The organism is Cupriavidus sp. GW823-FHT07A04, from assembly GCF_058794615.1.
In genome coordinates this window covers 259,008-270,695 of record NZ_JBXAHA010000009.1, presented here as the reverse complement: position 1 = coordinate 270,695, position 11,688 = coordinate 259,008, and the positions used below count along the sequence as shown (strand labels likewise).

The following is an 11,688-nucleotide window of genomic DNA, read 5'->3' as shown; positions in this document are numbered from 1 at the left end:
AATCAGTGCGGTACCTCTCGGCCTGTGCCCGGCGTTCAACGCCGCAGCGCGGCCCAGAGGTCGCTTTGTGGTCCCCGCCATACGGCCGCTGGGGGCGGGCGGGTTGTCCAGTCACCGCCGCCATGGCCAAGCACGAGGAACCCAGAACGCATGCATCACGCTACCCCGCTCATCAGCACCATCGTCGGCGGTCTCGTCCTGGCGTTTATATTGGGCGCGCTGGCCAACCGGCTAAAGCTCCCGCCGCTGATCGGATACTTGTGCGCGGGCATCGTGGTTGGCCCGTATACGCCGGGCTACACCGCGGACCAGGCGCTGGCGCCGGAACTGGCGGAACTTGGCGTGATTCTGCTGATGTTCGGGGTTGGCTTGCATTTCTCGCTCAAAGACCTGATGGCGGTGAAAACGATCGCCATTCCCGGGGCGGTGGTACAGATCGGCATCGCCACCTTGCTCGGGATGGGCGCGGCCTGGGGCTTTGGCTGGGAATGGGGGCCAGGCCTGGTCTTCGGGCTGGCGCTTTCGGTGGCTAGCACCGTGGTATTGCTCAAAGCTTTGCAGGAGCGCGAGCTGGTGGAGTCGCCGCAGGGCCGGATCGCGGTGGGCTGGCTGATCGTGGAAGACCTGGCCATGGTGCTGACGCTGGTGCTGCTGCCGGCGCTGGCGGGCCTGCTCACGCCGTCCGCAGATGCCACGGCGTCAGGCGCGGCCGCACCGGACTCCGGCGACATCGTGTTCGCCGTGTTCGCTACCCTGGGCAAGGTGGCTGCCTTCGTCGCGGTGATGCTGGTGATCGGCCGTCGCTTTATTCCCTGGATGCTGGAGCGCATCGTCTGGACCGGGAGCCGTGAACTCTTCCGTCTGGCGGTGTTGGCAACGGCGCTCGGCGTGGCCTTTGGCGCGTACTCGCTGTTTGGCGTGTCGTTTGCGCTCGGTGCATTCTTTGCAGGCATGGTGCTGGCGGAGTCGGAATTCAGTCACCGCGCGGCAGAGGAGTCGCTGCCCCTGCGCGATGCGTTTGCAGTGCTGTTCTTTGTTTCGGTCGGCATGCTGTTCAACCCCATGGTGCTGATCAACGACCCCTGGGGCGTGCTGGCCACGCTGTTCATCATCGTGGTGGGCAAATCGCTCGCTGCGCTTTGCATCGTTCGGGTGTTCGGGCATTCCACCCGTACCGGCATGACCATCGCGGTCAGCCTGGCCCAGATCGGCGAGTTCTCCTTTATCCTCGCGGGCCTCGGTGTCTATCTGAAGATCCTGCCTGAGCGGGGCCACGCCCTGATCCTGGCAGGCGCGCTGCTGTCCATCGTGCTGAACCCGCTGCTGTTCCACCTGCTCGATCGCTATACCGCCAAGCATGCAGGCGAAGCGGATCCCCACCCCGCGTGAGCGCGGGCATGCAGCGGCTTGCGCAGCTCACTGGCTGGTCGCCGCGGCATCGCGGCGAAGATACTCCGTAAAGGCCAGCAGGCCCTGCGTAGGGTACTTGTCCTGGTGAACCACGAGGTGCAGCGGCCTCACCACGTCGGGCAGGCCATTGCGCAGCGCCACCAGTGTGCCGCGTTGCAATTCGTCTTCCACCACCTGCAGCGACAGGCAACTCACTCCATAGCCGCTCATCACGGCACGCTTGATCGCTTCGGAGTTGCCCAGCTCCAGCGCAAAGCGCAACTCGCCCAGCAGTGGTGCCAGCCGCTGTTCGATGATCTCGCGCGTGCCCGAGCCGGGTTCGCGCACGACCCAGTCGGCGTCGCGCAAGGCAGCCAGATTGCCAGGGTAGCTTGCGAGCGGGTGTGACGGGCTGACCACTACCACCATCACATCGTCCCGCCAGTGGGCGCTGCGCAGGTCGCGCTCGTGGCATGTGCCCTCGATCAGCCCGATGTCCGCCTCGAAATGCAGCAACGCCTGCAGGACCTCGCGCGTGTTGCCAATGCGCATGTCGAGCGCGCAGGGCCCGCTCTGTGCATGTCGAAAACCCGCGAGCAGACCCGGCAGGATATAGCTGCCGATGGTGTTGCTGGCGGCAATGCGCAGTTGCACCCCGGGTTGCACGGTGAAGCGCTCGAGTTCCTGTGCCTGGTCCAGCAGCGACAGTGCGCGCGGGAAAAACAGCCGGCCGGTCTCATTGATGCTCAGGCGGCGCGCGACCCGGTCAAAGAGGGCGCCGCCCAGCGTGGCCTCCAGATCCGCCAGCGCGGCGCTGACCGCGGATTGCGACATGGCCAGCGCATCGGCCGCAGCCACGGTGCTGCCGTGCTGGGCCACCGCGACGAACACGGAGAGTTGGCGCAGGGTCAGGCGTAGCGGGCGATGGGTCATATCTGTAAAGCAGGTAATGTATAGCGATATTACCTGTTTTACAGATTTCTGCCTGCTAAGTACGCTTCGGACATATTCAATATGCGCCCCGAAGCCCTCCGGCGTTACGGGCAGGACCCCCGCCATGTCTTCCATTCAATCGTCCGCAGTTGCCAATCTCGGCACCGAACCGCCTTCGTGGCCGACCCGGGTCTTGACGCTGGTGCCGCTGGGTTTCATCGCCTGGCTGGCCATGGTGTTCTCGGCCAACCCGGCGGTCTCTCACCTCGGCATGAGCGCGCTGACGCTGGCCATGTTCGCCGGCATGGTGGCGGGCAATACGCTGCCGCAACGCTGGCTCACCCCGCTTGCGCCGGGCATGCAGCTGGCACGCCAGCAACTGCTGCGCCTCGGCGTGGCGTTGTATGGCCTGCGCCTCACCTTCGGCGCTATCGCCGACCTGGGCTTGGCAGGCGTGCTGGTGCCGCTGGCCATGCTGGTCTCGACCATGTTGCTGGGGATCTGGATCGGTTCTTCGCTGCTGGGACTAAGCCGCCGTGAAGCCATCCTCGTTAGCGCGGGCAGCGCCGTATGTGGCGCCGCGGCGGCCATCGCGGTGGCTTCGGTGGTGCGCACCGACGACCGCCAGACGGCCGTGGCCGTGGCCACGGTGGTGCTGTTCGGCACGGCTGGCATGCTGCTGTATCCCTATCTGTTTGAGCTGGCCACCCAGCACTGGCACCTTGCCATCAGCGAGCGCACGTTTGGCATCTACACTGGCGCCACGCTGCACGAGGTGGCACAGGTTATCGCCTCGGGCAAGATGGTCAGCGATGCCACCGCGGATGCCGCCGTGGTGACCAAGATGGTGCGCGTGTTGGCGCTGGGTCCGCTGTTGCTGGTGCTGGCGTTGTGGCCGAAGGCCGGCATCGGGCTGGAGGAAGACGGCAAAGGCGAGAAGGCGGCAGGCGGGCGTCCGTGGGGTGCCATCCTGAAGGCGATCCCGTGGTTTGCGGTGGGTTTCGTGGCGGTGATGGCCGTGCATTCGGCGGGCCTTGTGCCCCAGGGCTGGAAGCCTGCCCTGCTGGCCTTCGATAACTGGCTGCTTGCCTGCGCGATGCTGGCAATTGGCTTGCACACCCGCATCGGCACCTTGCTGCGCGCCGGGCGCAAGCCCCTGGTGCTGGCCGGCCTGCTGTTTGTGTTCCTGGTGTGCGGTGGCGCGCTGTTGTGCGCGGCGGTGGCCTGAGCGCGCAAAGCCGGGACAGGGGGAGGGCGGAAGCTGGGGAGGGTGGATGCTGGTGCGGCCGACGGGGGTCGAACCCGTAAGCCCGTAAAGGCGGCAGATTTTAAGTCTGCTGAGTCTACCAATTTCTCCACGGCCGCACGGCAAGCCCGGTATTGTGGTCGGTTGGGCGCGGTGATGCAAGCTTCGCGCGGGATTTGTACCGTGGGCAGCCAGGCGGGTGGCAGCAACGTGTTTATGCGTCGGTTGTTACGCTTGGTAACAATGTAACGTTCTCGGTTTCACCTGCAAATTTCCAGGAACCTACAATACCTCTTATCGAATAACGCATTGCAAGAGGCAAGGATCATGAAACGTTGGTGGCTCGCAGGACTCGCTTTGCTTGGGGCGCTGGCATCCGGTGCGGCAATGGCCCATGTGAGCGTTGGCGTGGCGATTGGGGTGCCTGGCGTTGTGGTCGGCGGCCCGGCATACTATCCGCCGCCAGCCTACATTGCCGCGCCGCCCGTGGTCATGGCGCCTGCCCCTGTCTACTATGGTCCGCCGCCGGTCATCGTGCGGCCGGCGCCGGTCTACTACGGTCCGGGGCCGGCCTATTACGGCCCGCGTTACTACGGCCGCGGCTACTATGGGCGGGGCTACTATGGCCCGGGACATGGACGCCACTGGCGATAAGCATGAACGACCTGCCTCGTGCAGGCTGGTAAAAGGGGCCCTGCGGGGCCCTTTCGTTTTTCACGCACAGCCCTGGGAGGCAAACTGTAGGCGGCAATCCGGACAAGGTTCCATTGTTATTGGTAGGGTCAAAAAATTTGAAGAGACAGGTCAAACCGGCTCTCATATCCTTATTAGGGTTTCCACCTATACTGCTGCTGTGACGCCGTGATGACAAGATTCCGCAATGCTTCATCATCCAGCGCCCCTCCAGCACGACCTAATTCCCAAGAGGATCCGCCCATGAAGATCAAAAACAGCCTGGTGGCGATCGCAGCCCTGACCGCCCTCTCCGCCCTCTCCGCCTCCGCCTTCGCAGCCGGTATTGCCAAGGCAGACCCTTACACCGATGGCGCCAAGATCGGCAAGGTTGATCCCTACACCGATGGTGCCAAGCTTGGCAAGGTTGACCCGTACACCGACGGCGCACGCAAGGTGGATCCCTACACCGACGGCGCCAAGGTTGGCGATCGCCGCGACCAGTTCAGCGACGGAGCCTGAGTTTGCCGGACACAAGCCTGTGGCCCTGAGGGCCTCGGCCGTCCGCATCCAGCAACGCCGTGAATCATCGAAAGACCCGCCTTGAGCGGGTCTTTTGCTTTTTGCGGGCAGGTGCCGGGACAGTGGCGGCATGGTCATGCCAAGGGCCGTGGCGCTATACTTCCGGCTCACTGAAATGATCTTCGAGGAGAGTGGTATGCAGCAAAAAACCGTGCTGACGGCAGATGATGTGAAGAAGGTACTGGCCGCAGCCGAGCTGGAAGCCAAGAATCACCAATGGGCGGTTTCGATTGCCATCGTGGACGACGGTGGTCACCTGCTGGCATTGCAACGCCTGGACGGCGCCGCACCGATCTCGAGCTACATCGCGACCGAAAAGGCACGCACGTCGTCGCTGGGCCGTCGCGAGTCCAAGGTTTACGAAGACATGATCAACAACGGCCGTCACTCTTTCATGACCGCGCCGGTGTTGCAAGGCATGCTGGAAGGTGGTGTGCCTATCGTGGTCAATGACCAGGTAGTGGGTGCAGTTGGCGTGTCGGGCGTGAAATCGACCGAAGACGCACAGATCGCGCGCGCGGGCATTGCCGCCCTGGGCGTCTGATACTCGCCTGCAAACAGAGGCGGCCGTGGTGCCGGCAGTGAGCGTGGCTCACTGCCCACGCACCTCCTGCCGACTGCGGAGCAAATCGCTTGTGCTCCCGGATGCTGAAGCCTGTCGACGGGCTTTGGCATCGGGCTGCCGGTTCCGGTAGCCCTTCTTGCATCGAAATCCCGTACAGCGTTACATGGTTGCCACAATGGTTTCCCACGGCATGGCTTGTGCTGGCGCGTGCGCGCGCCTGGGCACGGTCACTTCGTCAGGATCAGCTTGCCATAGCGCGTGATGCGCAGCGTGTAGACCTCGCCGTTATGCAGGATCGGCAGCAGGTTGGCGCCACGCATCAACGAATCCAGGGGCACTGCATCCCCTGCGGGCGCAGCTGGGAGGCTGTCGCGCACCAGCGCTTCGAGCCGTGCGGGCAGGGCAGCTACAGCAGATTTCATCGATTCGATCGCCGCGCTGGCGGGGCTTTCGCGCCGCGCCTGCGCAGCCTTGTTGGAATTGACTTCGACCCGGCGCAGGGAAAGGCGGCGACGGGTGACTTCATGCGGTTGCGACAGCGGCAGGGTCAGGGTGCTCATGGGCGGGCTCCGGTCCGGTGGTCTGTGGCGGCTGCGCGAGACTGCGAGCGGTCACGACCGGGTTCAAGTTGGCTCAATCTTAAATGAGAATTGTTATCATTACAATAGAGATTTTTAATCGTGCAGGACGGGTCAGCGCAAGCAAAAAGGGCACTCCTTTGAGCGCCCTTTTTGTCGATGCTACGTTGCCGGCCCAAAGAGCACGGCACGAACAACACTAGTGCTTGGGTTCCGTGATGAACCCGATCTTGCCCAATCCGCCGTGCTGCGCGGCTGCCATGACTTCTGCCACACGCTCATAGCGCACGTCGCGATCGGCCCGCAGATGCAGCTCAGGCTGCGGCTGCTGCTGCGCAGCCTGGGCTATGTTGGCTTCGAGCGTGGGCTCGTCCACCTCAGCCTGGTTCCAGAAGACCTTGCCGCTGGCGTCGATCGACAGGTTGATGTTCTGTGGCTTGGGATCGTTGGGCGTGTTGGTTGCACGCGGAAGGTCGATCTTGACCGTGTGGTTGATCACGGGAATGGTGATGATGAAGATGATCAGCAGCACCAGCATGACGTCGACCAGCGGCGTCATGTTGATTTCGCTCATTACTTCGTCATCGTCCGAGTCGAGGGTGCCGAATGCCATGATGACTTCCTTGTTGCCTTGCTGCGGCCTTACTGATTCTTGACTGCGAGGCGCACACCGTTGTCATCGGTGGCACGCGCGCTGGCGCTGGTCGGGCGCACACGGGCGCCGGTGACGAAGTAGGCGTGCAGGTCGTGGGCGAAGCGGTTGAGTTTCGAGATCACGCCCTTGTTGCCGCGGGTCAGCGCGTTGTAGCCCAGCACCGCGGGGATCGCAACGGCCAGGCCGAAGGCGGTCATGATCAGTGCCTCGCCCACCGGGCCTGCCACCTTGTCGATGGTCGGCACGCCGGAGGCGCCGATGTTGATCAGCGCGTGATAGATGCCCCACACGGTGCCGAACAGGCCAACGAACGGCGCTGTGGAACCGACGGACGCCAGCACGGCCAGGCCCGATTGCATGCGTGCAACGGCCTCGTCGATGGCGCTCTTGAGCGAGCGGGTGATCCAGTCCGAGATGTCCATCACGTCGTGCAGCTGCGGCTGGCTGGCGCGATGGTGCTGCGCGGCTTCCTTGCCGGTCATGGCCAGCGTGCGAAACGGGTTGGCTTCGCTGCTGCCGAGGGTTTCGAGAGCGTGGTCGAAATCGTCGGAGTGCCAGAACTGCTTTTCAGCGCCATGCGCCATCTTCTTCAGCCGGAAGAGATCCCACGCCTTCGTGAGAATCACGATCCACGAAGCCAGCGACATGATGAGCAGAATGATGGCGGTGGCACGCATGACGAAATCGCCTTGCGTCCAGAGGTGAGAAAGTCCGAGGTCCTGCATGTTGGTTCCTGGTGAGGTCGGTATTGAAATCAGTTGAGTTCGAACCCGATCGGCTGCTGGGCGGTAACCGCCACGGCACGACCGTTGTCCAGATAGGGCTTGCAGCGCATGCGTCGCACCGCCTCCTCGGCGGCCTGGTCCAGCCTCGAGGATCCGCTCGAGGTCACGACTGCGGTCTTGACCACCTTGCCGGTATCGTCTGTAGTCAGACGCACCACGGCCTTGCCGGTTTCACCCATGCGGCGCGATTGCGACGGATAGGTGGGTTGCGGCGGGCTGCACTGGATCTCGCCAATGCCGACCGCGCGTGGCGCTGCCGACACCGGAGCGGCCGGCTCGGGGGCGGGGGCGGGCGGTGCCGGCGGGGCAGGTGGCGCGGGCGGTGCTTCCACGGCATTGGGCGTGGGTGGCAGCGATGCCACCGGCGTCGGCGTGGGGCGCGGTTGCGGCGGTGCAGGCTTGGGTGTAGTGACCTTCACCTGCTTGGGCGGGGTTTCCGGTTTGGGCTTTGGCGTCTCGACGGCGGGCTTTTGGGGTGGCTCGAGCGGGATGATGCGGGCGACGACTTCTGGCGAGATCACGGCCTCCGTGATCTTGCGTCCCAGCCCGCTCTGGATCAGGTAAAGCAGGCCGACGTGGAACAGCAGGACGGCAAGCGTGATCTTGAAAAAACGTTGATCGAACATGAGAAAACAGCAGATGTCGGCGAATTGGCGCGGCGCCGGCTTTATTAGCGATAGGGCCTATTTGCGATAGAACAGGATCAGCGAGATGCCACAACCGACCAGCAAGCTAAGCAGCAATTCCATGATAAACGCTCCTTCAACAGTGATGCCGGTGGGAGCGCCGCTCTTGAGGCAGCGTGTCAGGTCGTCAGTATAAACGATAATGATTCTTATTTGGTGGCATTTTGTGCAATGCGTTGATTCGCTGCCGCGCAGCCGTCTTTATACGCCGATTTGGCGATACCTTCCCGCGGCTGCGACAAAATGCGCGCTCTCGCACGGCACAGGGTTGCCGGCAATGCCCGATCTGCCACAAAGCGCGCTAGCATAGGAAAAAGACGAGCCATTCGATCCATTCGAGCATTTCGCCGCGCTGGCCGCGGCGCCCCCCGTGCGAGAGGACCAGGCCATGGATTTCACCCGTTTCGCCGAAGACGACCGCTCGACCCTCCTGCGTGCTGCGACCGGCTCGCCATGCACCTCCGCGCTCGACTGGATGTGCGCCCAGTTCGCCCTGCGGGTCGTGTGCTCGCTGGGGCCCAGATTCAACCTGCGCAGCAATATCAACGACATCCTGACGGTCAGCGCACAGGAGATGGTGTGGCCGTACGGCGTGGTGTTGCGCGTCCAGCGCTTCCTTGCCGCGCGCTGCGCCGATATGCCGGCCTGGAAAGGTGCAGCGCGCCTCACGCCTGAAGAATTCCTGGAGCGGCACGGGCAATGGAACAGCGCGTTCGACGAGAGCGCGCTGTTCTACTACCTGGATGAGTACGTCAAGCATCACGCCAAGGATATGTTCGCCGTGTTCGATGCGTCGGCGGCGGCGCTGGCAGCGCGGCTGGATGGCGAGCGCGTGCTGCTGGTGCGTAACATCGACATGCTCAGCCATGTGCTGGATTTGCCCGAGCATGAGCGCAAGCTGTTGCTGTATGCGGCGCTCGCAAAATACAAGCGCGACCTGCGCGCGGTGATGGTGGACTGCAAGGTGGCGCACAGCCAGGAAGCCTTCCAGATCCTCGCCGGCTTGACCGGCGCAAGTCCGGCCGCGGTGGCGGTGTCGCTGCGGCCCGGATCGCGTCTGGAGACGCTCAACCTGATCGAGCAGCCCCTGCCCGAGAACAGCGTGACCGATCTGGGCGACCTGATGCGCCTGTCGGACCGGCTGCTGCATGTCCTGCTTGGCAACTACGCGAACGAAGCCGAGATGATGGCGGTGTTCACGCGCCCGGCGGCAGCACCCACGCTTGGCACCGGCGACTATCCGCACGTCGAGACCGATGCGCGCTACCTGTCGGCGCTGCTGGCCAACGCCACGCAGCAGCATGCCTGCGGCGTCAACGTGTTGATTTACGGCCCACCCGGCACCGGCAAGACCGAGTTCGCGCGGCTGCTGGCGCGCGAGGCTGGCTGCGAGTTGTACGAAGTGGACTGCCTGGACCGCGACGGCAACAGCTTGTCAGGCAAGGATCGCTATCGCTCGCTGCAGGTGTCGCAGGCGTTCCTGCGTGGCCGCCCGCGCACGGCTCTGCTGTTCGACGAAGTCGAGGATGTGTTCCCGGGCAGCGCGCGCGAGCTCACCAGCCTGTTTGGCCAGGAGGACCCGCGCGGCTCGGTGAACGGCAAGGCCTGGGTCAACCAGACATTGGAGCAGAACCCGGTCCCGGTGATCTGGATCTCCAACTCGATTCGCCAGATCGACCCGGCCTATCTGCGCCGTTTCCAGTTCCACCTGGAGCTGAAGATCCCGCCCCCGCTGGTGCGCGAGAACATCATTCGCAAGCACCTGGGCACGCTGGACGTGAGCGACGCCTTTATCGCGTCGCTGGCCGCGCGCAAGACCTTGACACCGGCGCAGGTGCAATCGGCCGCGCGCTTCGTGCAACTGGCGGGCTCGGGCGTGGCCGAGCCGGTGGAGGCGCTGATCTTGCGGCAGCTTGACCATGCCGACCGCGCCATGGGCTTGCGCCCGGAAGTGGAAGGGCGCCCGGTGGTGACGCACTACCGCCTGGATTACCTGAACCTGGAGACGCGCTACGAGGTCGGCAAGATCGTGCAGGCGCTCAAGGCACGGCAGCGCGGCACCTTGTGTTTCTATGGTCCCCCGGGCACCGGCAAGACCGCGCTGGCCGAGCACATCGCGGCCGCGCTAGAGCAGCCGCTGATGATCCGGCGCGCCTCCGACCTGATGAGCAAGTACGTGGGGGAAACCGAGCAGCAGATCGCGGCGATGTTCGCGCGCGCGGAGGAAGACGGTGCCATCCTGCTGCTCGACGAAGCCGACAGCTTCATGCAAAGCCGGCAGAACGCCGTGCGCAATTACGAGGTGTCCGAGGTCAACGAGATGCTTCAGGGCATGGAGCGCTTCAACGGCATCTTCGTTTGCACCACCAACCTGTTCGAGCGGATCGACGAGGCGGCGCTGCGCCGCTTCTCGTTCAAGATCCGTTTCCTGCCGCTCAAGCCCGAGCAACGCACGGCGATGTTTGTCGAGGAAGCGCTGGATGCCGATCCGCAGCGCATGGACGCAACCATGCGCGAGGAGCTGGCGAAGATGGATTGCCTGACGCCGGGCGACTTCGCCACGGTCAAGCGTCAGTGCGTGCTGCTCGGCGAGACGCTGACGCCAGACGAGTTCCTGGCACAGTTGCGCCAGGAACATGCGGTCAAGCCGGATGTGCGGCAGCGTCGCCCGCTGGGGTTCCTGCAATGACCTGAAGCGGGAGCCGGTGCCTCAGTCGAATGCGGGCGCCGGCTCGATTACCAGGGTTTCCGCGGGCGCGTCCACATGCAGCAGCGCTGCGGTCATGGCGCGCAGGTGGGCGGCATCCTTGGTCGACGTGTAGCGGTCGTTGGGCACCGCGTCGGCGTTTGCAGCCATGTCGTGCTCGGCCAGCTTGCGCCGAAGTTGCCGCGCGATCGCGTCACCGGTATCGACCAGCGTCAAACGGTCGCCCACCAGTTCACGCACGGTGTCCGACAGGAAGGGGTAATGGGTGCAGCCAAGTACCAGCGTATCGGCGCCGGCCTCGAGCATGGGCGACAGGTAGGTGGTGAGTTTCTCGCGCACGGCCGGGCCATCCACATCGCCTTGCTCGATCAGCGGCACCAGCCCGACGCCAGCCTCGCAGAGGAAGCGGCTCTCGCCTTCCAGGGAGGCAAGCAGCCGGCCGAACTTTGCGCTCTTCAATGTGTTACCCGTGGCCAGCACGCCAACTACTTTGCTGCGGCTGGCGGCGGCGGCGGGTTTCAGGCCGGGCTCGACGCCGATGATCGGCAGCGCCAGCTTTTCGCGCAGCGTTTGCACCGCATGCATGGTCGCCGTGTTGCAGGCGATCACCAGGGCCTTGCAGCCCTGCGCCACCAGCCATTCGCAAACCTGCAGCGTGCGCGCCTCGACAAAATGCTCGGGCTTCTCGCCATAGGGCGCGTACTTCGAGTCGGCTACGTAGATCAGCGATTCCTGCGGGAGCAGGGCACGGATTTCGCGCAACACGGACAGGCCGCCGAGGCCGGAATCAAAGATGCCGATGGGTGCGTTGTTCACGGGAGGGTTCGAGGCAATCAAGAGGTTAGGTAGCAAAAAGCCGGGTCGGAAGACCCGGCTTTTGCAGACAGCTG

At 64.1% G+C, this 11,688-nt stretch carries 12 protein-coding genes and 1 tRNA gene; 6 read left to right on the top strand and 7 right to left on the bottom strand.

Features of this window, described 5'->3' with window-relative positions; genetic code table 11:
- Nucleotides 1–150 precede the first annotated feature (150 nt).
- Entirely contained in the window at nt 151–1,389 is a 1,239-nt protein-coding gene (locus AC1Q7Q_RS17810; RefSeq protein ID WP_492374583.1) for a cation:proton antiporter domain-containing protein, read from the top strand.
- Nucleotides 1,390–1,416: 27 nt separating this feature from the next.
- Here the strand turns inward: AC1Q7Q_RS17810 and AC1Q7Q_RS17805 are convergent, their stop codons facing one another.
- A complete protein-coding gene (locus AC1Q7Q_RS17805; protein WP_492374582.1) occupies nt 1,417–2,322 on the bottom strand; it encodes a LysR family transcriptional regulator in 906 nt (301 codons plus the stop codon).
- A 124-nt stretch (nt 2,323–2,446) separates the two neighbouring features.
- Between AC1Q7Q_RS17805 and AC1Q7Q_RS17800 the strand changes: the two genes are divergently transcribed.
- Complete coding sequence (locus tag AC1Q7Q_RS17800; protein WP_492374581.1) at nt 2,447–3,550, top strand: YeiH family protein; 1,104 nt, start codon at nt 2,447–2,449, stop codon at nt 3,548–3,550.
- Nucleotides 3,551–3,600: 50 nt separating this feature from the next.
- Here AC1Q7Q_RS17800 and AC1Q7Q_RS17795 read toward each other — a convergent pair.
- A tRNA-Leu gene (locus AC1Q7Q_RS17795) sits at nt 3,601–3,687 on the bottom strand.
- A 208-nt stretch (nt 3,688–3,895) separates the two neighbouring features.
- Between AC1Q7Q_RS17795 and AC1Q7Q_RS17790 the strand changes: the two genes are divergently transcribed.
- From AC1Q7Q_RS17790 to AC1Q7Q_RS17780, 3 genes are all read left to right on the top strand, one after another.
- A complete protein-coding gene (locus AC1Q7Q_RS17790) occupies nt 3,896–4,222 on the top strand; it encodes a hypothetical protein (RefSeq protein WP_492376824.1) in 327 nt (108 codons plus the stop codon).
- Between the two features lie 282 nt (nt 4,223–4,504).
- On the top strand, nt 4,505–4,762 hold the full coding sequence (locus tag AC1Q7Q_RS17785; protein WP_492376823.1) for a hypothetical protein: 258 nt from the start codon (nt 4,505–4,507) through the stop codon (nt 4,760–4,762).
- A 196-nt stretch (nt 4,763–4,958) separates the two neighbouring features.
- The gene (locus AC1Q7Q_RS17780) at nt 4,959–5,366 is read left to right on the top strand and encodes a heme-binding protein (RefSeq protein WP_006158644.1); all 408 of its coding nucleotides are present in this window, start codon (nt 4,959–4,961) and stop codon (nt 5,364–5,366) included.
- A gap of 248 nt (nt 5,367–5,614) precedes the next feature.
- Here AC1Q7Q_RS17780 and AC1Q7Q_RS17775 read toward each other — a convergent pair whose 3' ends face one another.
- The 4 genes from AC1Q7Q_RS17775 to AC1Q7Q_RS17760 all read right to left on the bottom strand — a co-directional run bounded on the left by AC1Q7Q_RS17775 (nt 5,615) and on the right by AC1Q7Q_RS17760 (nt 8,031).
- On the bottom strand, nt 5,615–5,947 hold the full coding sequence (locus AC1Q7Q_RS17775) for a hemin uptake protein HemP (protein WP_492376822.1): 333 nt from the start codon (nt 5,945–5,947) through the stop codon (nt 5,615–5,617).
- A 217-nt stretch (nt 5,948–6,164) separates the two neighbouring features.
- Nucleotides 6,165–6,578: an ExbD/TolR family protein gene (locus AC1Q7Q_RS17770; RefSeq protein WP_174425105.1), complete on the bottom strand. Its 414-nt coding sequence runs from the start codon at nt 6,576–6,578 to the stop codon at nt 6,165–6,167.
- 29 nt (nt 6,579–6,607) lie between these two features.
- Nucleotides 6,608–7,345, bottom strand: coding sequence for a MotA/TolQ/ExbB proton channel family protein (locus tag AC1Q7Q_RS17765; RefSeq protein WP_150983190.1), 738 nt, complete (start codon nt 7,343–7,345; stop codon nt 6,608–6,610).
- Nucleotides 7,346–7,374: 29 nt separating this feature from the next.
- A complete protein-coding gene (locus tag AC1Q7Q_RS17760) occupies nt 7,375–8,031 on the bottom strand; it encodes an energy transducer TonB (RefSeq protein WP_150983191.1) in 657 nt (218 codons plus the stop codon).
- A 448-nt stretch (nt 8,032–8,479) separates the two neighbouring features.
- Between AC1Q7Q_RS17760 and AC1Q7Q_RS17755 the strand changes: the two genes are divergently transcribed.
- Nucleotides 8,480–10,780: an AAA family ATPase gene (locus AC1Q7Q_RS17755; RefSeq protein ID WP_492376244.1), complete on the top strand. Its 2,301-nt coding sequence runs from the start codon at nt 8,480–8,482 to the stop codon at nt 10,778–10,780.
- A 21-nt stretch (nt 10,781–10,801) separates the two neighbouring features.
- Here AC1Q7Q_RS17755 and murI read toward each other — a convergent pair whose 3' ends face one another.
- Nucleotides 10,802–11,614: a glutamate racemase gene (murI, locus tag AC1Q7Q_RS17750; protein WP_492376243.1), complete on the bottom strand. Its 813-nt coding sequence runs from the start codon at nt 11,612–11,614 to the stop codon at nt 10,802–10,804.
- Nucleotides 11,615–11,688: the final 74 nt, after the last annotated feature.

What these genes read in the sequence shown, in the direction of transcription:
- AC1Q7Q_RS17755 (WP_492376244.1), top strand. Translation starts at nt 8,480, where the DNA reads ATGGATTTCACCCGTTTCGCCGAAGACGACCGCTCGACCCTCCTGCGT.
- AC1Q7Q_RS17805 (WP_492374582.1), bottom strand. Translation starts at nt 2,322, where the DNA reads ATGACCCATCGCCCGCTACGCCTGACCCTGCGCCAACTCTCCGTGTTC.
- AC1Q7Q_RS17780 (WP_006158644.1), top strand. Translation starts at nt 4,959, where the DNA reads ATGCAGCAAAAAACCGTGCTGACGGCAGATGATGTGAAGAAGGTACTG.
- AC1Q7Q_RS17765 (WP_150983190.1), bottom strand. Translation starts at nt 7,345, where the DNA reads ATGCAGGACCTCGGACTTTCTCACCTCTGGACGCAAGGCGATTTCGTC.
- AC1Q7Q_RS17775 (WP_492376822.1), bottom strand. Translation starts at nt 5,947, where the DNA reads ATGAGCACCCTGACCCTGCCGCTGTCGCAACCGCATGAAGTCACCCGT.
- AC1Q7Q_RS17810 (WP_492374583.1), top strand. Translation starts at nt 151, where the DNA reads ATGCATCACGCTACCCCGCTCATCAGCACCATCGTCGGCGGTCTCGTC.
- AC1Q7Q_RS17785 (WP_492376823.1), top strand. Translation starts at nt 4,505, where the DNA reads ATGAAGATCAAAAACAGCCTGGTGGCGATCGCAGCCCTGACCGCCCTC.
- AC1Q7Q_RS17790 (WP_492376824.1), top strand. Translation starts at nt 3,896, where the DNA reads ATGAAACGTTGGTGGCTCGCAGGACTCGCTTTGCTTGGGGCGCTGGCA.
- AC1Q7Q_RS17770 (WP_174425105.1), bottom strand. Translation starts at nt 6,578, where the DNA reads ATGGCATTCGGCACCCTCGACTCGGACGATGACGAAGTAATGAGCGAA.
- AC1Q7Q_RS17800 (WP_492374581.1), top strand. Translation starts at nt 2,447, where the DNA reads ATGTCTTCCATTCAATCGTCCGCAGTTGCCAATCTCGGCACCGAACCG.
- AC1Q7Q_RS17760 (WP_150983191.1), bottom strand. Translation starts at nt 8,031, where the DNA reads ATGTTCGATCAACGTTTTTTCAAGATCACGCTTGCCGTCCTGCTGTTC.